The 20,413-nt window shown below is 64.8% G+C and carries 16 protein-coding genes and 1 other RNA gene; 2 read left to right on the forward strand and 15 right to left on the reverse strand.

Features of this window, described 5'->3' with window-relative positions:
* Positions 1-137: 137 nt before the first annotated feature.
* The 5 genes from XCC_RS16740 to XCC_RS16760 are packed head-to-tail and all read right to left on the reverse strand — an operon-like array spanning position 138 to position 5,124.
* The gene (locus XCC_RS16740) at positions 138-2,084 is read right to left on the reverse strand and encodes a type IV pilus secretin PilQ (protein ID WP_011038331.1); all 1,947 of its coding nucleotides are present in this window, start codon (positions 2,082-2,084) and stop codon (positions 138-140) included.
* 19 nt (positions 2,085-2,103) lie between these two features.
* Complete coding sequence (locus tag XCC_RS16745; RefSeq protein ID WP_011038332.1) at positions 2,104-2,637, reverse strand: pilus assembly protein PilP; 534 nt, start codon at positions 2,635-2,637, stop codon at positions 2,104-2,106.
* Positions 2,634-3,299, reverse strand: coding sequence for a type 4a pilus biogenesis protein PilO (locus tag XCC_RS16750; RefSeq protein WP_011038333.1), 666 nt, complete (start codon positions 3,297-3,299; stop codon positions 2,634-2,636). Before XCC_RS16750 ends, XCC_RS16745 begins: the two co-directional genes overlap by 4 nt.
* A complete protein-coding gene (locus XCC_RS16755; protein ID WP_011038334.1) occupies positions 3,296-4,066 on the reverse strand; it encodes a PilN domain-containing protein in 771 nt (256 codons plus the stop codon). Before XCC_RS16755 ends, XCC_RS16750 begins: the two co-directional genes overlap by 4 nt.
* Positions 4,066-5,124, reverse strand: coding sequence for a pilus assembly protein PilM (locus XCC_RS16760; RefSeq protein WP_016944654.1), 1,059 nt, complete (start codon positions 5,122-5,124; stop codon positions 4,066-4,068). Before XCC_RS16760 ends, XCC_RS16755 begins: the two co-directional genes overlap by 1 nt.
* 215 nt (positions 5,125-5,339) lie before the next feature.
* Here XCC_RS16760 and XCC_RS16765 point away from each other — a divergent pair, with 215 nt between their 5' ends.
* On the forward strand, positions 5,340-7,766 hold the full coding sequence (locus XCC_RS16765) for a penicillin-binding protein 1A (protein ID WP_019237291.1): 2,427 nt from the start codon (positions 5,340-5,342) through the stop codon (positions 7,764-7,766).
* A gap of 4 nt (positions 7,767-7,770) precedes the next feature.
* On the opposite strand, the gene XCC_RS16770 is transcribed toward XCC_RS16765, so the two are convergent.
* Positions 7,771-7,845: non-coding RNA, sX9 sRNA (locus XCC_RS16770), on the reverse strand.
* Between the two features lie 499 nt (positions 7,846-8,344).
* On the opposite strand from XCC_RS16770, the gene XCC_RS16775 reads away from it, so the two are divergent.
* The gene (locus XCC_RS16775; protein WP_011038337.1) at positions 8,345-8,995 is read left to right on the forward strand and encodes a hypothetical protein; all 651 of its coding nucleotides are present in this window, start codon (positions 8,345-8,347) and stop codon (positions 8,993-8,995) included.
* A gap of 122 nt (positions 8,996-9,117) precedes the next feature.
* Here the strand turns inward: XCC_RS16775 and XCC_RS16780 are convergent, their stop codons facing one another.
* The 9 genes from XCC_RS16780 to XCC_RS16820 all read right to left on the reverse strand — a co-directional run bounded on the left by XCC_RS16780 (position 9,118) and on the right by XCC_RS16820 (position 20,361).
* Positions 9,118-10,407, reverse strand: a complete 1,290-nt coding sequence (locus XCC_RS16780) for a citrate synthase (protein ID WP_011038338.1) — start codon at positions 10,405-10,407, stop codon at positions 9,118-9,120.
* 229 nt (positions 10,408-10,636) lie between these two features.
* Complete coding sequence (locus XCC_RS16785) at positions 10,637-10,879, reverse strand: type B 50S ribosomal protein L31 (RefSeq protein ID WP_011038339.1); 243 nt, start codon at positions 10,877-10,879, stop codon at positions 10,637-10,639.
* 71 nt (positions 10,880-10,950) lie between these two features.
* Positions 10,951-11,889 (reverse strand): nucleoside hydrolase, encoded by a 939-nt coding sequence (locus tag XCC_RS16790; RefSeq protein WP_011038340.1) that lies wholly within the window; start codon positions 11,887-11,889, stop codon positions 10,951-10,953.
* 128 nt (positions 11,890-12,017) lie between these two features.
* Positions 12,018-14,159: an ATP-dependent DNA helicase RecG gene (gene recG / locus XCC_RS16795; protein WP_011038341.1), complete on the reverse strand. Its 2,142-nt coding sequence runs from the start codon at positions 14,157-14,159 to the stop codon at positions 12,018-12,020.
* A gap of 18 nt (positions 14,160-14,177) precedes the next feature.
* Positions 14,178-14,558: a RidA family protein gene (locus XCC_RS16800; RefSeq protein WP_011038342.1), complete on the reverse strand. Its 381-nt coding sequence runs from the start codon at positions 14,556-14,558 to the stop codon at positions 14,178-14,180.
* 138 nt (positions 14,559-14,696) lie between these two features.
* The gene (garD, locus tag XCC_RS16805; RefSeq protein WP_011038343.1) at positions 14,697-16,238 is read right to left on the reverse strand and encodes a galactarate dehydratase; all 1,542 of its coding nucleotides are present in this window, start codon (positions 16,236-16,238) and stop codon (positions 14,697-14,699) included.
* Between the two features lie 34 nt (positions 16,239-16,272).
* Entirely contained in the window at positions 16,273-17,544 is a 1,272-nt protein-coding gene (locus XCC_RS16810; protein ID WP_011038344.1) for an OprD family porin, read from the reverse strand.
* A gap of 77 nt (positions 17,545-17,621) precedes the next feature.
* Positions 17,622-18,977 (reverse strand): glucarate dehydratase, encoded by a 1,356-nt coding sequence (gudD, locus tag XCC_RS16815; protein WP_011038345.1) that lies wholly within the window; start codon positions 18,975-18,977, stop codon positions 17,622-17,624.
* Positions 18,978-18,996: 19 nt separating this feature from the next.
* Complete coding sequence (locus XCC_RS16820) at positions 18,997-20,361, reverse strand: MFS transporter (RefSeq protein ID WP_011038346.1); 1,365 nt, start codon at positions 20,359-20,361, stop codon at positions 18,997-18,999.
* Positions 20,362-20,413: the final 52 nt, after the last annotated feature.

Raw genomic sequence — 20,413 nt, forward strand, 5'->3', positions numbered from 1 at the left:
CAAGCAGTTGGATGGGCCCTGATGCACGTATCGCGGGCAGAGCAAGTACGTCACTTGCAGTTGTGTTTTGAGAGCACTTCACAGACCGCTAAAAAGAAAAAGGCCGCTTTCGCGGCCTTCTTCTATTGCCAACGCGTTTACCGCGCGGCGCTCGCAACCCGCAGAACCTTCGGGGTGACGAAGACCAGCAGCTCGGCCTTTTCCTTGCTGCGTCCACGCTTCTTGAACAGGTTTCCCAGGAACGGGATGTCGCCAAGGAACGGCACCTTCGCCACGCTCTCACGATCGGTAAATTCGTAGACACCGCCGATCACCACCGTCTCGCCGTCAGCCACCAGGACCGCCGTATTGACTTCGCGGCGATTGATTTCCGGCACGGTGCCGTATTGCGGCAAGGTGATGAAACGAGCAACTTCGTCCTTCTTGACATTCATGTTGAGGAAGACGCGGTTGTCGTTGGTGATCGTGGGCGTGACCTTCAGTTCGAGCAGGACTTCCTTGAACTGCACGTTGGCCTGCGAGCCACCACCTGCAACGCCGGCACCGCTGATGGTCACATAGCCGATTTCCCGGCCTTGCTTGATCACGCCTTCGCGCTGGTTGGCGGTCACGATGCGCGGGTTGGACACAACCTCGCCTCGGCCTTCTTCCTGCATCGCCGACAGCTCAATATCCAGGTTGAAGTGCGAACCCAACAACGTGTATGCGAGACCGGCTGCGCCGCTATTGGTAAAGCCACCTGCACCTAGATCAACGTTCAAACCAGAGGGGAAAAGATGCGCCGGCAGCGTTGTAACCTGACCTCCGTTAGCTTGCTCTAAACGAGATTGTGCCGAGGTGTTGAGGTAGTTGACGTTGCTTTCCAGGGAACCACTCAAAATACCCCGACCTGTCGCTCCGGTCACGCCAAAACGCGCACCCAGATCCCGCGCAAACGTATCCGTCGCAATCACGATGCGGCTTTCGATCAGCACCTGATCTACCGGACGATCGATATGCGAAATCAGCTCGCGCATCTGCGCGACCTTCTTCGGGATATCGCTGATCATCAAGGTATTGGTGCGCTCGTCGGCCACCAGGCGACCGCGCGGCGAGAGGAAGCCATTGTCCTGCTGCCCGGCACCACCCTGACCGCCCTGGCCACCGCCACCACCGCCGCCGCCAATGCCCTTGGCCTCGGTCAGCGCTTTAAAGATTACCGCGGCATTGTGGTAGTTGATCTGCACGTAATCGGTGATCAGGTCTTCGCGGTTTTCAATCGCGATGCGGGCGTCTTCCTTGTCCTGTTCGAACTTGGCCAGCTCCGGCTGCGGGGCAACCCAGACCACGCCGCCATCGCGGCGCTTGTCCAGGCCTTTGGCGCGCAGCACGATGTCCAGTGCCTGGTCCCACGGCACGTTCATCAGGCGCAGCGTGACATTGCCCTGCACCGTATCGGAAGCCACGATGTTGAGGTTGGATTCCTCGGCGATCAGCTGCAGCACGGTGCGCACCGGCACGTCCTGGAAGTTGAACGTCACCGGGCGGCCGCTGTAGCCGCGCGCGGCGATCTGCGCGGCCGCCTGCGTCACCGCGCTGACGCTCACGCCGCCAACGGCCGGCTGGCCCTTGCGCGGGGTGATTTCCACCACGTATTCGTTGCCGGTCTGGTAAGCCAGCGAGTCGAATGCACCCTTGGTCGACAGCACCAGCTGCGAGCCGCCACCGGATGGCTTGACCTCGACGCGCTGCACCGGGGTGGCGAAGTCGGTGACGTTGAGCGGGCGCTGCAGTTCGGCAGGCAGGCGGGCGTTGCTGATGTCGACCAGCACGTTGTCGCCTTGGGTGCGCAGGTCGGGGCTGGCGCCCTGGCCGTCGAACTGCAGGATCAGGCGGCCTGCGCCGTCATCGCCGCGCTTGAAGTCGATCTTGGACACCGCCAGGCTGGCCGGAGCGGTCTTGGCCGGATCCTGCGCAGGCTGGGCCAGCGCGGCGGCGGCAAACGAACTGCCGCTCGCCAGCGCCAGCGCGAACCCCAGCGCGCAGGCCCGGAGCATTGCCTGGCGCCGGACCGGACGCAGGCGCTGGGCGTTGGAAAAAGTCATCGTGCTATCCCCTATCACTTTATTGATCATCCAATGCGAGCGCGGCAGGCCGTTCCAGCCATCCACCCGCACCGTCCGGTACAAGTTCAATCAGCTCGATGCGGTCTTCGTAGACCCCGGTCACCCGGCCATCGCTCTGCCCCAGATACACACCCGGCCGCACCCGGTAGGTCACCTTGTCAGGTGCCATGACCAATGCGATCAGGCCCGAGCCACCTCCAATGGTCCCCACCATGTCGAGGGCATCGAGCGGGAAGGCTTCCAACGGCTCCTTGCGCCGGTTCGGATCCGGACGCGTGCCATTGCCGCCTTCCGCGCTGACCCAGGCATCGCTGAACGGGTCGCGCATCACTTGCGCCGCGTATTCAAACGTTTCGAACTGCTGCATCACCGGCAACGGCTCCAGCGGCGGCGCAGGACGCGCGCGCACTTCGGCCACCCAGGCTTCCAGATTCGGTGCATCGCCCGGGGTGCTGGTCACACCGCGGGTGCATGCCGGCAACACTGCAATTAGCGCCACGCAGGACAGGATCTTGAGCAATTTCATGGTCATTGGCCGCCCTTCTTCGCCGCGTCGGCCGCAGCCTTCTCCTGCTCGGCCATCTCCTCATCGTCCAGATAACGATAGGTCTTGACCGTGCCGGACAGCTCCAGCGCACCCCGTGGGGTGATGCCGGCCTTGGCGTCCTTGGGCTTGAGATTGATGTCGTGCATGGTCAGGATCACCACGCGCGGCAGCGAGGCCACACCGCTGACGAAGGCGCCGAACTGGTGGTAGCTGCCCACCATGCGCAGGGCGATCGGCTTCTCGGCGTAGAACTCCTTCGGCGATTCCGGACCCGGCTGGAACAGCTCGTTGGACAGGCCGCTGGACAGCGCGGTCTGCGAGATGTCGATGATCAGGTCCGGCATTTCGGTCTTGCTGGGCAGCTGGCGCAGCATCTGCTGCAGCACCTGCTCCATCTGCGCGAGCTGCTGCTTAAGCGGCTCCAGATTCACCGCACGGCCCTGCTGGGTCTCGAACTCGGTGCGCAGCTGCGTTTCGGTGCCTTCCAGGCCTTCGAGTTCATCGCGCTTGCTGCTGATCAACAGGAACCAGGCCAGCACCATGATGAACAGGCCGACGACCACGCAGAACACGATGCGCGCCTGCTGCGGCCAGCCGCCGATGTTGTTGAAGTCCAGATCGCTGAGCTTGAATGATTTCTTACTCATGACGCCGCCCCCTCCTGCGGCCGAGTGGCTTGCGCCGGTGCCGCTTGTGCGGGTGCAGGCGCGGCCGGTGCAGGCGTTGTCGCCGGTGTCGCTGCCGGTGCAGGCGCTGCGCCGGCTGGCGTGGCCGCCGGGGTTGCGCCCGGTGCCTGGCCGTCAACCGGCGCGGTACCGTTCTTGTCGGCCTCGTTCGGGTTGGCCAGCTTGACCTTCAACGTGAACACGTACGGCAAGGTCTTGGTGTCCATCGACGAAGCCGCAGGCTGGCCGGCGGCCTTGTCCTGGCTCTTGGCCTCGATGATCGACAGGTCCGGATTGGTCATCCAGCCCGAGCCTTCCAGGTTGCGCATGTAGGCACTGACGCGCGCGTTGGACTGCGAGCGCCCTTCCAGCGTGAGGATGTCGCCATCCTGCTTGATGTTGGTCAGCGCCACGCCATCGGGAATGGTGCGCACCAGCGAATCGAACAGGTGCACCATCTGCGAGCGATTGGCCTGCAGCTCCTCGATGACCTTCTTGCGGGCCAGCAGGCGGTCCTTCTTCTTGTCGAGTTCCTTGATCTCTTCGTTCTGGGCCTTGACCTTGTCGATCTCGGTGGTCAGAAACGCGTTGCGCTCGGTCTGCCCGCTGATCTGCCCGTCGTAGTAGAACCAGATCAGCGCCGACAACACCACGCCAGCGAGCGCGGCGAAGCCGAGCATCGAATAGAACTCACGCTCGCGCGCCTTCCGACGCTCGGCGCGCCAGGGCAATAGATTGATTCTTGCCATCAGTCAAAGCTCCTCAGGGCCAGGCCGGTGGCGATCATCAATGCAGGCGCATCCAGCGCCAGCGCATGGGCCTGAACCTTCGGGCCCAGCGTCATCTGTGCCAGCGGGTTGGCGACCACGGTGGTCACGCCCAGCTGCTCTTCCACCATCTCCGGCAGGCGCGACAACGCCGCGCAGCCGCCTGCCAGCACGATGCAATCAACACGATTGAATTCGCTGCCCGCATAGAAGAACTGCAACAGGCGGCTGATCTGCTGCACCGTCGCTTCCTTGAACGGTTCCAGCACTTCGACCTCGTAGCTCTCCGGCAGGCCGCCCTGACGCTTGGCCAGGCCAGCTTCTTCATAGGTCAGGCCGTAGCGGCGCATCACTTCGTCGGTGAGCTGCTTGCCACCGAACACCTGCTCGCGGCTGTAGAGGCTGCGCCCTGAGCGCAGCACGCTGAGCGTGGTCATGGTCGCGCCGATGTCCACCAGCGCCACCACCGCATCGGCGGCAACCGGCAATTCGCTGGCAACCAGGGCGAAGGCGTTCTCGACCGCGAAGGCCTCCACGTCCATCACCTTGGCGACCAGGCCGCCGAGCTCCAGCGCCGATTGGCGCAGCTCGACGTTCTCCGAACGCGACGCCGCCAGCAGCACCTGGACCATGTCCGGGCTGTTGGGCATCGGGCCGAGCACTTCGAAATCGAGATTCACTTCCTCGATCGGGTACGGGATGTAGTTGGTGGCTTCCAGCTCGACCTGGGCTTCCAGATCGCTATCGTCCAGATCCGCCGGCATGGGGATCAGCTTGGTGATCACCGCCGAGCCAGCCACGGCTGCTGCCGCGTTCTTGGCCTTGCTGCCGGAACGGTTGATGGCGCGGCGAATGGCTTCGCCCACCGCTTCGACTTCGACGATGTTCTTTTCCACCACCGCATTCGGCGGCAACGGCTCCACAGCGTAATGTTCCACGCGAAAACGATTTCCGCTGCGCGACAGCTGCAATAGCTTGACCGCAGTGGAACTGATGTCGACACCAATAAGTGGCGACTGACTCTTGGGTAAAAGCCCCACGGAAACTCCCCTGCCGACGGGCACTTGGACGCATGTGTTGCGTCCTCGCATTAATAATCAAATTTTAACAGTTGACAACCCCTTCACGCACGAAGCAATGGCTCCATGACGTGACCCCAGTGGTGTCTTCTGCGATCCCCAGAGTTCGGCCCCAGCCAAACCCGGCGTCATCTATACTCTGTGACCAAGAAATCTGCAATCGGAATCTCTCTTACATGCCCCGTATTCGCCGTTGGCTGGGCTGGATCCTGGCCACGCTCGTCGTGCTTGCCGTGCTTGGTGCTATTGCCGCCGGCGGCTTGTACTACGCCATTTCCTCCAAGTTGCCGGACGTGCAATCGCTCAAGCAGGTCGAACTGCAGGAGCCGATGTACGTGTACTCGAGCGATGGCCGGCTGATGGCCGTCTATGGCGAGACGCGCCGGTATCCCATCCAGATGAAGGAGGTTCCGGAGCGGCTCAAGCAGGCGTTCCTGGCCACCGAGGATGCGCGCTTCTACGAGCATGGCGGCGTGGACTACAAGGGCATCGCCCGCGCGGTGTGGCTGCTGGCCAGTACTGACGCCAAGCGTGTGCCGGGGGGCTCGACCATCACCCAGCAGGTGGCCCGGCAGTTCTTCCTCAATTCCGAATACAGCTACACCCGCAAGCTGGCCGAGATCCTGCTGGCGCGCAAGATCGAGGGCGAGCTGACCAAGGACGAGATCTTCGAGCTGTATTTGAACAAGAGCTTCTTCGGTAACCGCGCGTACGGCGTGGGTGCTGCAGCCGAGTACTACTACGGCAAGAAGATGGCCGACCTGAGCCTGGACGAGATGGCCTCTCTGGCCGGCATCCCCAAGTTCCCGTCCAGCGGCAACCCGATCAGCAACCCCGAGCGCGCGCGCGAACGCCGCGACTACTACGTGCTGCAGCGCATGGCCGACCTGGGCTTTGTCACCCAGGCCGAGGCCGACGCGGCCAAGGCGGTGCCGATGCACGCCAAGCCGCACGAGCCGCCGGTGGAGGTCTATGCCCCATACGTGGCCGAGCTGGTGCGCCAGGAAATGATCGCCAAGTACGGCGGCGACGTGCTCAACAAGGGCTACCACGTCACCACCACCATCGATTCCACCTTGCAGACCGGCGCCGATGCGGCGGTTGCCGAAGGCCTGCGCCTGTACGACCACCGCCATGGCTGGCACGGCGTGGAGCAGCATTTCGATGTCGCCGCCGATGCGGATGCGCCGGCCCTGGCCAAGCATCTGTCGGGCGTGTTCACCCAAGGCGGCCTGCGCGCCGTGATCGTGGCGCGCACCAACGCCGACGGCGGTGTGACCGTCGTACAGAGCGACAAGACCGAGCTGACCTTGCCGGCCAGCGCCAGCCGCTGGACCAACAAGACCCCGGCCAAGCTGCTGACCCGCGGCGATCTGACACGCATCCGTGCCGGCGAAAAGGACGGCGAGTGGATCATCGATCAGCTGCCGCGCGGCCAGGCCGCGCTGGTGTCGCTGGACGCCAACAGTGGCGCGCTGCGCGCCTTGGTCGGCGGCTTTAGTTTTGCCGGCAACAAGTTCAACCGCGCCACCCAGGCACGGCGCCAGCCGGGCTCGAGCTTCAAGCCGTTCGTGTATGCGGCGGCCTTCGAGAAGGGCTTCAACCCGGCCTCGATTGTGCTGGATGCACCGGTGGTGTTCCGCGACCGCCGCGGCAAGACCTGGTCGCCGCAGAACGATGGCGGCGGCTTCCGTGGGCCGATGCGCCTGCGTGAGGCGCTGGTGCAGTCGCGCAATCTGGTGTCGGTGCGCTTGCTGGATGCGATCAGCGTCGATTTCGCACGCAAGTACATCAGCCAGTTCGGCTTCCAGGAAGCCGAGCTGCCGCCCAATCTGTCGATGTCGCTGGGCACCGCATCACTGACGCCGCTGTCGGTGGCGCGCGGTTACGCGGTGTTCGCCAATGGCGGCTCGCGCGTGGACACCTGGATCGTGGACGAGGTGAAGGACCGCGACGGCAATGTGGTCTTCAAGGAAGTGCCCGCCGTGGCCTGCCGCACCTGCGCTACACAGGGCGGCACCGCCGCCCCGGTCAGCCAGGTGGTGGACGGCTTCAACTTCGGCGCGCCTGCGCTGCCCAAGTCGATCGAGCCAGCCGCCGCGACCCCTGCCACGCCTGCGGAAACTACCCCGGCAGCCACCGCCGAAACCAAGATCGCGCCGCGCGCCATCGACGAGCGCACTGCGTATCAGCTGGTTTCGATGATGCGCGACGTGGTCCAGCGCGGCACCGGCACTGCGGCCAAGGTGCTGGGACGCGAGGATGTGGGTGGCAAGACCGGCTCCACCAACGATCACCGCGACGCCTGGTTCTCCGGCTTTGGCGGCCCCTACGCCACCACTGTGTGGGTTGGTCGCGACGACTTCCGCTCGCTGGGGTATCGCGAATACGGCGGCAAGGCCGCGCTGCCGATCTGGATCGACTACATGCGCGTGGCCTTGAAGGACAAGCCGATCGCGGCAAACGACCCGCCCGATGGCATGACCCAGGCCACCATCAATGGCGCGGTGGAGTGGGTCAAGAACGAAGACCTCGACCGTCTGCAGGATTACGACTACGGTCTGCAGGAACAGCAGGACGAGAAGGCATTCGACATCTTCTAAGAGCGGCTAACAAAACGTAGCGAGCAGCCGTCAGGTGGGTGCGGACGGCGCGGAGGAACCGGAGTGTACGTGGGTACATGAGGATTCCGAGCACCGGCCGCGCCCGCCTGGCGGCTGCGCAGTAGTTTTGATAGCTGCTCTAAGCTGTTCCAGACGGTGTGATGCCAGCAGCGAAGCCCTTGTGGCTCCGCTGTTTTTTTTGGGCAAGCGATTGATGCGGCGTGACGCTGGGCGTTGCTGATCGGTTGCGATGACCTCCACCGCCGTGCCGCGTCTCGCTGCGTTATCGACGCACAGGGCACGCACGCTACCTGGGCCAACTCAGTGCCGGCACTGAACGTCTGCGCGACGCCCCACAGCCTATCCGTGCTGCGGACGCCAGCGTTCGCTACGCCTGTATGACCCGCACCGGATGGCTTCATCGCCGCCGCGCGCAGCACCCATGCGATGCCAGCGCGCGGTAGCCGATCACCTGCCAACGCCGCGTCCAGGCGGCGCTATCGCACCAACGATTGTCATCGGCAACTTCACTACGCTCGTGTAGAGTCGAAGTCAGGTTCAGACTGGGGAGCCCGGCCATGCATCACGCACGCCAACATGCCGACACGCGCACCCGAGAGCGCCGTCACCGGCTCGCCCATGAGGCCGCCCGACTGATGGCCGAAGGCGGCATCCGCGATTTCCATCAAGCCAAACTCAAGGCGGCCAGCCGGCTCGGCATCCACGACGATGCATCACTGCCACGCAACCGCGAGATCGAAGACGCGCTGCGTGAGTATCAACGTCTGTTCGCCGGCCCCGAGCATGGCGTTCGCTTGCGGCAACGGCGCGAGGCCGCACTGCGCGCGCTGGATTTCCTCAGCCCATTCCAGCCACGGCTGACCGGCCCGGTACTGGACGGCACCGCCGATGCCAATGCGCCGGTGCAAGTGCAGTTGCACAGTGACGATGCCGATGCAGTGCAACGATTTCTCGAAGAACACCGTATTCCGGCCGAGGCGCGCACGCGGCGCCTGCGCCTGGATCGCGAACGTAGCGGCGAGTTTCCAGTGTGGCTGTTCAGTGCGGAAGACCTGACCTTCGACCTGACCGTGCTGCCCTACGACGCACTGCGTCAGGCCCCATTGTCGCAGCTGGACGAAAAACCGATGGCACGCGCCTCTGCAGCGCAGTTGCGGCAGTTGCTGGCGGACGAAGAGATCCAGGGTTACGTGCAGCCACTGCGGTAAGCAGCAGACCGCACCATTGCATCGCGCCAGGACCGGCCCGGCACTGCCCACAGCACTCCAGGCCGCAACGCAAAACGCCCCGCAATGCGGGGCGTTTGGTCAAACAACCAACTCCGGGGCGCTTAGCGCTTGCCGGCGTCGGTGTAGTCGCGCTTGTCGTAGCCGGTGTAGATCTGGCGCGGACGGCCGATCTTCATTTCCGGGTCGACCTGCTGCTCCAGCCAATGCGACACCCAGCCGGCGGTGCGGGCAATGGCGAACATCACGGTGAACATTTCCACCGGGATATTGAGCGCCTTGTAGATGAGGCCCGAGTAGAAGTCCACGTTCGGGTACAGCTTGCGCTGCACGAAGTAGTCGTCCTTCAACGCGGCTTCTTCCAGCTTCAGGGCAACTTCCAGCAGCGGGTCGTTGACACCCAGCTCGCCCAGCACCTTGTGGGTCATCTCGCGGATGATCTTGGCGCGCGGGTCGAAGTTCTTGTAGACGCGGTGACCGAAGCCCATCAGACGGAACGAGGAGTTCTTGTCCTTGGCCTTGGCCACGGCGGACTCGACGTTGTCAGCGGTACCGATCTCTTCCAGCATCTTCAGCACGGCTTCGTTGGCGCCACCGTGTGCCGGGCCCCACAGCGCGGTGATACCGGCTGCCACGGACGCGTACGGGTTGGCACCGGTCGAACCGACCAGACGCACGGTCGAGGTGGAGGCGTTCTGCTCGTGATCGGCGTGCAGGATGAACAGCAGATCCAGTGCCTTGGCAACGACCGGGTTGATCTCCAGCGGCTCGCTCGGCACTTCGAACATCATGTGCAGGAAGCGGTCGACGTAGTTCAGGTTGTTGCGCGGATAGCGGATCGGCCAGCCGATCGAGTAACGGTACGCCGCAGCAGCCAGGGTCGGCACCTTGGCGATCAGACGGATGGCGGCCTGACGGCGCTGCTCCGGATCGTTGAGGTCCAGGGTGTCGTGGTAGAACGCCGACAGCGAGGCCACCGAACCGGCCAGCATGGCCATCGGGTGCGCATCGTGGCGGAAACCGCCGAGGAAGTTCTTCAGCGACTCGTGCATCATCGTGTGATGCGTCACTTCGTGGTCGAACTTCTTGAATTCGTCCGCCGTCGGCAATTCGCCGTTCATCAGCAGATACGAAACTTCCAGGAAGCTGGACTTCTCGGCCAACTGTTCGATCGGGTAGCCGCGGTACAGCAGCACGCCATTGTCGCCATCGATGTAGGTGATGGCCGACTTGCAACTGGCGGTGGCGGTGAAGCCCGAGTCGTAGGTGAACAGACCGGTTTCTTTGGTCAGCTTGGAAATATCGACGCAATCATTGCCCAACGTGGGCTTGAGAACCGGCAGAACGACCGACGTGTCGCCGGCGTTGAGCGTGACCTGATCAAGATCGGACACTGTGTACGCTCCTTCAGTGGAAGGCGCCTGATCCCACATGGGCAGGCACGTGATGGAAGTCCAAGGCATCGCCTCGGATCACGTCATTATCGCACAGCAGCATTTTGGCCGTCGCTTGGACAGAAGTCGTAGACGCACCCGTGAGGGGCGCAAAAGCGAAGCGGGAATTCCCCAAAAAACAACGGCCGCGCAATGCGCGGCCGTTGCCGGTACAGCCCGTCCTGCAAGCTCAGCGCGCGTAGCGCTTCTGGAACTTGTCGATACGGCCGCCGGTGTCGATCACCTTGTGCTTGCCGGTATAGAACGGGTGCGATGCGGAGGAGATTTCCACCTTGATCAGCGGATAGTCCTGGCCGTCTTCCCACTTCACGGTCTCTTTCGAGCTCATGGTGGAACGGGTCAGGATCTTGAAATCCGAGGTCACGTCGTGGAAGACGACGTCGTTGTAGCTGGGATGAACGTTATCTTTCATGGACTTGGCGCCGGGCTGCCTGGGTAAGCCGGGCATTATAGCCACCGCCCGGCACCCGGTGCAAGCCGGCCCTAGCCGGCCGCAAGCGCCTGCCCGACCAGGCCGTAGAAGCGCTGGCGGTCGTAGTCCAGCAACAGGGTGGCGTTGTCGGCCGCCCCGCCCTGCCGGTTCCAGTCCACCAGGGTCATGCCGCGGGTGTGCGTGCCCGACAGTTCGATGTGCACCGGCCGCTGCTCCAGGCGCTGCGCGCCGTCCGGCTGCAGGGCGAAGGCCATCGCCAACGCGTCTGCGGCATACCAGTACTCGCCACGACTGTCCTCCGACCACAGCCGGGTCTTGCGCGAGATTTCTTCGTAGAAGCGCGCACGCGGCGAATCGGCCGCCAGCCACTGCTCCACATCACGGTGCAGCAGGCCGTGCGCGGCGGTCGCCTCCCAATCGGCCACATCGAACTGGGGAAACCCGCGGAACACGATATGCGCCGCCTCCGGGTCGAAGCCGATATTGAATTCAGCCGCGGCGGTAATGTTGCCGTGCCCGGTCAGCGCCCCGCCCATCACCACCAGCCGCGCCACACGCTGTGGCAGGGTCGGGTCCAGGGTCAGAGCCAGGGCGAGGTTGGTCAGCGGGCCAAGTGCCACCAGCAACAACTCGCCTGCATGCACGTGCGACAGCCGCAGGATGGCCAGCGCGGCATGCTCGGCGTCCGCAGCCCGCGCGGCAGGCGGCAGGCCGACATCGCCGAAGCCGTCGATGCCATGCACATGCGCCGCGTCCACCGACGGGTGCAGCAGCGGTTGCGGGCAGCCCGCATACACCGGCACATCGGCGCGACCGGCCACCTCGCACACTTTGAGCGCATTGCGCACGGTGTGCTCCAGACCGACATTGCCTGCGGCGATGGTCAGGCCGACCACGTCATGGCGGGTATCGTTGAACGCCATCAGCAGCGCCAGCGCGTCATCCACGCCCGGGTCGGTGTCGATCAGCAGCGGTATCTTTTTTGTCATGGGATTCGGAATTGGTCATTCGGGATTCGTTGTCGCATCTTCGCAAGGATCGGCGAGGCAAGCGAATCAGATGAGGCAGCAGCCCCGCTCTGACAAATCCCCACTCCCAAATCCCCAATCCCCGCCACTCAAGCGGCCGCATACCGCACTGCGCCACCGATCCAGCGTGCGACCACGCGGTCGGCGATCTCCGGCGCTTCGTCGAGCAAGCGCTCCGCCAGCACCTGCACCCGCGGCAGCAGGCCGGCATCGCGCGCCAGGTCGGCGATGCGGAAACTCGCCAGACCGGTCTGGCGCGTACCCAGCAACTCGCCGGGGCCACGCAGCTCCAGATCCCTTTCGGCAATCACGAAGCCATCGTTGGTCTGGCGCATGGTCTCCAACCGCTGGCGTGCCATCAGCGACAGCGGGCCCTGATAGAGCAGCACGCAGCTGGACGCCGCCGCGCCGCGCCCGACCCGCCCGCGTAACTGGTGCAACTGGGCCAGGCCGAGACGCTCGGCGTTCTCGATGATCATCAGCGAGGCGTTGGGCACATCCACGCCCACTTCGATCACGGTGGTGGCGACCAGCAGATCGGTGCGGCCCTGCTTGAAATCCAGCATGGCCTGCTGCTTTTCGGCCGGTTTCATGCGCCCGTGTACCAGCGCCACGCGCACGCCCGGCAGTTGCGCCGAGAGCGTTTCGAAGGTGACCTGCGCGGCCTGTGCTTCGATGCGCGGCGGGCCGTTCTGCGCGCCCTTGTCGGTGTCTTCGCTTTCTTCGATCAGGGTACAGACCCAGTACGCCTGCCGGCCTTCGGCACAGGCCGCGCGAATGCGCTCCACCAGCTCGGGCCGGCGCTCGGCGCTCAGCACGATGGTCTGCACCGGCGTGCGACCGGGCGGCAGTTCGTCGATGGCCGAGACGTGCAGATCCGCGTAGGCCGCCATTGCCAGCGTGCGCGGGATCGGCGTGGCGGTCATCACCAGTTGATGCGGCACGCTGCCGGCAGCCGCGCCCTTGTCGCGCAGCGCCAGGCGCTGATGCACGCCGAAGCGGTGCTGCTCGTCGATGATGGCCAGCGCCAGATCGTGGAAGACCACCGCGTCCTGCATCAGCGCATGCGTGCCCACCACCACCTGTGCCTGCCCGGAGGCTACTTCGGCCATCGCCGCGACGCGCGCCTTGCCGGTGACCTTGCCGGCCAGCCAGACGATGCGCACGCCCAGCGGTTCCAGCCAGCCACGCAGGTTGGCCAGATGCTGCTCGGCCAGCAGCTCGGTGGGCGCAGCCAGGGCCACTTGTTTGCCGTGTTCGACCGCCAACATCGCGGCCAGTGCCGCCACCACGGTCTTGCCGCTGCCCACATCGCCCTGCACCAGCCGCAGCATCGGTGCCGGCTGCGCCAGATCGTGGGCGATCTGCTCGAACACGCGCTGCTGCGCGCCGGTGAGCTGGAACGGCAAGGCCTTGCGTAACTGCTGCACCAAGCGGCCACCGCGCAACTGCGGTGCGCGGAAGCGCTGCAGCGCGATGCGTTGCCGGCGCAGGCTCACTTGATGCGCCAGCAGTTCTTCGATGGCCAATCGCTGTTGCGCCGGATGTCCGCCGGCCAGCAGTTGCTGCGGGTCGGTGTCCACCGGTGGGCGATGCATGGTCAGCAGCGCGCTGCGTAGCGACGGCAGCTGTTCGTCCTGCAACCAGTGCGGCGGCAGCAGTTCCAGCGCGGCCTCCGGCGGCAAGCGCTCCAATGCCTGGCCGATCAGCTTGCGCAGCGTGGCCGGCCCGACACCTTCCAGCACCGGATACACCGGGTCCAGGCAATCGCCCAGGCCCGCATCTTCATCCGGCGCCAGGACGCGGTAACTGGGGTGAACGATTTCCCAGCCGTTCTGGCCGGGCTTGGGCGTGCCGAACACGCGCAAGCGCGTGCCCGGGGAAAACTGCGCAACCTGGGCCGCGCGAAAGTGGAAGAAGCGCAGCACCAGCGTGCCGCACGAGTCGTCCGACATCGCCACGCGCAACACCGGGCGAAAGCGGAAGCCGCGCTCCATCGCCTCCACACGCCCCTCGATCTGCGCCGGTACCCCGCCCTGCAACTGCGCGATGGTGGTCAGGCGGGTGCGGTCTTCGTAGCGCAGCGGCAGGTGCAGCCACAGATCCTGCAGGCTGAGAATGCCGCGCGCGGCAAATTTCTCGGCCACTTTCGGGCCGACCCCGGGCAAGCTGGAAAGCGGCGCCTGGCCAGCGACGGCCAGGCTTGGGGTGACGGAACGCGCGCGCGGCACGGCGAATCGCGCCTTCGGTCAGTCGAGCACCATCACTGCGTCGACCTCGAAGCCAGCGCCCTTGGGCAGGCCCGACACCTCGATGGTCGAGCGCGCCGGGAACGGCGCCTGGAAGTATTCCTGCATCACCGCATTGACGGCGGCGAACTGGCCCAGATCGGTCAGGTACAGGCCCAAACGTACGATCTTGTCGAGCGAGCCGCCCGCGGCTTCGGCCACGGCCTTGAGGTTGTCGAACGCACGCCGCGCCTGCGCGCCGATGTCGCCGGGCACGATCTCGCCGGTGGCCGGGTCCAGCGGAATCTGCCCGGAAAAATACACGGTGTTGCCGGCACGCACGGCCTGGGAATACGGACCGATGGCGGCAGGCGCCTGATCGGTATGGATGATCTGGGACATGGGGACTCCGTCAACACTGAAAACGAAGGCCCATTGTATCGGCGCACGCCACGCACGGGCCAATGACAGCGTGGCCGCCGCCGACGCGCCCTACGCGGCAGTGCTCGGCGGCCATCAGCCATCCTCGGCAGCCGGCGCTCAGGTGATCGGCGCCGGATTGAACAACGCCAGGTCGTTGTACAGGCGGTGTTGCTCGGTCCAGGTGCGCTGCCCGCTGGCTACATCGAGATAACGCTGGAACAGTTCCCAGCCGAGTTGGTCCAGCGTCTTGGCCCCGCTCGCCACCCCACCGGCATCGATATCCATCAGATCGGACCAGCGCTGCGCCAGCTCGGTGCGCGTGGCCACCTTGATCACCGGCACCATGCCCAGCCCGTACGGCGTGCCACGCCCGGTGGTGAAGACGTGCAGGTTCATGCCGGCGGCCACCTGCAAGGTGCCGCAGACAAAATCGCTGGCCGGCGTGGCGCAGTACTGCAAGCCGCGCCCCTTGACCCGCTCACCCGGCGGCACCACGCCGTTGATGGGTGACGAGCCGGACTTGGCGATCGAGCCCATCGCCTTTTCCACGATATTGGCCAGCCCGCCCTTCTTGTTGCCCGGGGTGGTGTTGGCGCTGCGATCGGCCTGGCCGCGCGCCAGGTAGGCGTCATACCAGGCCATCTCGCGCACCAGCGCCTTGGCGACCTCGGCATTGGCGGCGCGTGGCACCAGCAGGTGAATGCCATCGCGCACTTCGGTGTTTTCCGAAAACATCACGGTCGCGCCAGCACGCACCAGCAGGTCGGCCGCGATGCCCAGGCCCGGGTTGGCAGTGACGCCTGAAAACGCATCGCTGCCACCACATTGCATGCCCACCACCAGCTCGCTGGCGGGCACGGTTTCGCGGCGGCGGGTGTCGAGGTGGCGCAGCCGTTCTTCGGCCATCTGCATGATTGAGCCAACCATGTCGGCGAAGCCCAGGCTAGCCTCCTGCAGCCGATAAATGCCGCTATCGTCGGCGCTGGCATCGTCCGGCAGCAGGCGCTCGGGCGCGAGTTTTTCGCAGCCCAGGCCCACGATCAATGCCTGCCCGCCGAAGTTGGGGCTGCGCGCGATATTGCGCAGCGTGCGGATGGGAATGATGGCCTCGGGCGCGGTGATGGCCACGCCGCAGCCGTAGACATGATTGATCGCCACCACGTCATCGACATTGGGGTACTTGGGCAGCAGTTCGGCGCGGATCCGGGCAACCGCATGGCCCAGCACACCCACCACGCACTGCACGCTGGTCATGATGCCGAGAATGTTGCGGGTGCCGACGCTGCCGTCGCGATTGCGATAGCCCTGGAACGTATACCCGTCCAGTGGCGCGGCGGCAGCCGGTGGCTGCGGCGTCAGATCCAGTGCTGCCAGTTCCGGTGCGGTGGGCATCTCCAGCAACTGCTCGCTGACCCAGGCGCCGCGTGCGATGTCGTCGGCCGCGGTGCCGATGACCGCGCCCAGGCGGCGCACTGCCGTGCCCTTGTGCAGCGCCTGCAATGCAATCTTGTGACCTTGCGGAATGTGCTCGATCGCGGTCATCCCGTCCTGGAACGTGGCGCCCGGCGGCGCACCGCCATCGTTGACGACGATGGCGACGTTGTCCTGAGGATGCGCTTGCAGACTGAGCCAGCGCGGCAGTTGCTGGGTGGCGGACATCATGGGCTTACCTTGCAAACAGGGGAGAGGAACATCACTGGCCAGGCGTATCGAACTGGCGCTTGTATTGCAGAATCAATCGATTCTCGTCGACGTTGCGCTGGTAGTTGGAGCGAAACGTGCCGTTGAACCAGATCACGCTGAAATGCTTGAGACGCGGGCTCTGAAACCGGTAGGTAGTGAGCACGTCACGCGCCCACTCGCGGCCTTCGCCTGCATAGGTCGCAGGCCGCGCGTCATCGCCGTGGATGTAGCGCGCCATGACGCTGAGCCCGGGGATGCCGATGCTCTTGCCATCGATGCTGTAACGCAGCTGCCAGCTGCGCTCGCCGCGTTCGAGAAAGTCGTTGATGAAGGTCCAGTTGAAGACATTGCCGTCGGTACCGCCTGGCCAGGGCATGGCGCCGGGCCCGGACAGGCGTTGATAGCCGGCCCCGAATTCATGCCCGCCAGTGCGCCAGGACACCATGCTGCTGAACATACGGTTGTCGATTGGCCCGGCACGCGATTGGCCGACGTCATCGGTGCGGAAATAGCGCAGGTCTACACGCAACTGATCCTTGCCGAAGGCGTGCGTCTGGATCAGGTTGTAGAGCTGCTGGCGGTAGATGTCTTCCATCAGCGCGCCCTGATAGCGTAGCTGCGTGCCGGGCGCAACGCTGTAGGTGGCCGACACCAGATTCAACGCATCCGCATCCGGGGTCCCCAGAAAGCGGCGGTTCTTGTTGGTCAAGGTGATCGGCACGCGCGAATCGCCGTCGCGATACCAGGCACTGGTGAAACGCGCGAGCAGCAGATCGAGCTTGGGCACGTCCTTGGATTCCAGCGTCACGCCTTGAAACGTCTCCGGCATGATGCGGGTGATGCTGGCGCGTACCAGCGGCTCGTTGGGAATGAAGCTGCCCCACTTCAATTCGGTTTGCGAGGCGCGCAGCTTGAGTGTGGGCGCCACCCGCATCAGCGCGTGTTGCGCAGTGCCATCGTCGTTATTGGGCAGCAAGCCGGTGCCGCCCTCGGCGCGCACGCCATCGAGCTTGAAGTCGCCGATGCCGAGCAGATCCAGGCCGGCACCGACGGGACCGCGGGTATAGCCGCTTTTGGCATCCACCACGAAGCCCTGGGCCCATTCGGCACGCTTGCCCTGCCCTTCGCCACTGCGGAAGTCACGGTTGTAATAGAAGTTGAGCGCAGTGACGTCCACGCCCGCGCCATCCCAGAACCCATCGTCCGGCGCCTGTGCGCGTGCGCGCCCGGCGGCACCAACCGCCAGCAGCGCGGCGCTGCCGAGTGCCAGTACGTGTTTCATGTCAACCGCCCTCCGCGGTGGTGAAGCGGTGCATGCAACCTGGCGCAATGCACCCGTGTTGGCCTGCGACGCCACAGCTAGCGCACCAGGCACGGACGCTTGTTGTCGAATGCCCAGTTCGGAATCAGGCACTGCATGCCTGCCGCGTCGTCGCGCGCACCCAGGCTCAGGCTCTGATAGGTGCGATGCGCCGCATCCAGTGCGTCGATGTCCAGCTCGATGCCCAGGCCCGGTTTGGCAGGCACCTGGATCTGGCCGCCTGCAATTGTCAACGGCGCGTGCGTCAGGCGTTGACCGTCCTGCCAGATCCAGTGCGTATCGATCGCCGTTACGCGCCCGGGTGCGGCGGCGGCCACGTGGGTGAACATGGCCAGCGAAATATCGAAGTGATTGTTGGAATGCGAACCCCAGGTCAGGCCCCAATCGCGACACATCTGCGCAACGCGCACCGAACCTTGCAGCGTCCAGAAATGCGGATCGGCCAATGGAATATCCACCGATTGCAGCTGGATGGCGTGGCCCATCTGGCGCCAATCGGTGGCGATCATGTTGGTGGCCGTGGGCAGGCCGGTGGCACGCCGAAACTCGGCCATGACTTCGCGCCCGGAATACCCATCCTGCGCACCACATGGGTCTTCGGCATACGCCAGCACGCCGTGCAGATCGCGGCACAGCGCGATGGCCTGCTCCAGCGACCACGCGCCATTGGGGTCGAGCGTGATACGCGCCTGCGGGAAGCGTGCATGCAAGGCGCGGATGGCCTCGATCTCCTGCTCGCCGCGCAGCACGCCGCCCTTGAGCTTGAAATCACGGAAGCCATATTTGTCGTAGGCGGCCTCCGCCAGTGCAACCACGGCATCGGGGGTCAATGCCTCCTCGTCACGCAGCGATTCCCAGCGATCACGCGCGCCGCTGCCATCGCGGTAGGCCACGCTGGCCTTGCGGCGGTCGCCGATGAAGAACAGATAGCCAAGCACATCCACCGCGTCGCGTTGCTGGCCTTCGCCCAGTAACGCGGCCACCGGCTGCTCCAGAAATTGCCCAAGCAGGTCCAGCAATGCCGACTCGATCGCGGTGACCGCATGGATGGTGATGCGCAGATCGAAGGTCTGCAGGCCACGGCCCGCACTGTCGCGGTCGGCAAAGGTTGCGCGCACCTGATTGAGGATGCGCTGGTAGTCGGCGATGGGCCGGTCAAGGATCAACCCGGCGGCCTCGCGCAACAGCGCGGCAATCGCCTCGCCGCCCGGCACTTCGCCCACGCCGATGCGCCCGGAGGAATCGTGCAGCACCAGCACGTTGCGGGTGAAGTACGGTGCGTGCGCGCCACTCAGGTTCAGCAGCATGCTGTCCTGCCCGGCGACCGGCACCACGCGCACGTCGGTGATGCGTGGTGTCGCGCTGCTGCGCGCACTTGAAGAATGGATGTTCATTGAAGGATCTCCGCGTGAGTCACAGCGCTGCAGGAAGGGGCATGGATGGGCCGCCAGGCGGCGCCTTGAGCTCCACCCGCTTGATTTGGCCGACCACCACCAGGTACGACACCACCGCCAGCAAGGCATTGAATCCAACGAACACCAGGGCCCACTCGAAGGTGCCGGTGTTGGAGACGATGTAGCCGATCACGATCGGCGTGGTGATGCCGGCCATGTTGCCGAAGGTGTTGAACAGGCCGCCCGAGAGCCCTGCGATTTCCTTGGGCGAGGTATCGGCCACCACCGCCCAGCCGAGCGCGCCAATGCCTTTGCCGAAGAACGCCAGCGCCATCAAGCCGACCACCATCCATTCGGCCTGCACGTAGTTGCAGCCGATCATCGTCACCGACATCAACATGCCAACCACGATCGGCGTCTTGCGCGCCACGGTGAGCGAGTAGCCGCGCCGCACCATGCGATCGGACACGTAACCGCCCAGCACGCCGCCGATGAAGCCGCACACCGCCGGCAGCGAGGCAACGAAGCCTGCCTCCAGGATCGACATGCCACGCTCCTTGACCAGATACACCGGGAACCAGGTCAAAAAGAAGTACGTCAGCGTGGTGATGCAGTACTGGCCGATGTACACGCCGAGCAACATGCGATTGCCCAGCAGTTGCTTGGCGTAATGCCATTGCGCTCCCTTGACGTGCTGGCTAGGCGTGTTGCGTTGCTCCATGTCCACCAGTGCACCGTTGCGCTGGATGTAGTCCAGTTCCTGCGCCGACAAACGCGGGTGCTCGCGCGGTGCATAGATGGTCTTTCTCCACAGCGCGGCCAGCAGCACGCCGGCCGCGCCCATCACCAGGAACACGTGCTCCCAGCCCCAGGCATGCACCAGCCAGCCCATCAGCGGCGCGAAGGCCACGGTGGCGAAGTACTGTGCGGAGTTGAAGATCGAGGCGGCCAAGCCGCGTTCGGCCGTGGGAAACCATGCCGCCACGATGCGGCTATTACCGGGGAACGAGGGCGCTTCGGCGATGCCCACCAGAAAGCGCAGCACGAACAAGGTGGTGACCGCCCAGGCCACCGGCACCCAGCCGATGAATCCCTGCAGCACGGTGAACAGCGACCAGGTCAGCAGGGACAGGCCATACACGCGCCGTGAGCCGAAGCGGTCGAGCAACCAGCCTCCCGGAATCTGCCCGGCCACGTATGCCCAGCCGAATGCCGAGAAAATGAAACCCATCTGCAGTGCATCGATGCCCAGCGAGTCCTGCACGGCGGAGCCGGCAATGGACAAGGTGGCGCGGTCCGCATAGTTGATCGTGGTCACCACGAACAACATCAGCAAGATCAGATAACGCCTGCGCGGAACTGTCTTCGAATCGGGAGCCATCATCTTTCCTCACCTATGACGATGGAAGCGCAATGCGCTTCGATACTTCAGGGCG

Source organism: Xanthomonas campestris pv. campestris str. ATCC 33913 (assembly GCF_000007145.1).
In the GTDB taxonomy this organism is placed as follows: domain Bacteria; phylum Pseudomonadota; class Gammaproteobacteria; order Xanthomonadales; family Xanthomonadaceae; genus Xanthomonas; species Xanthomonas campestris.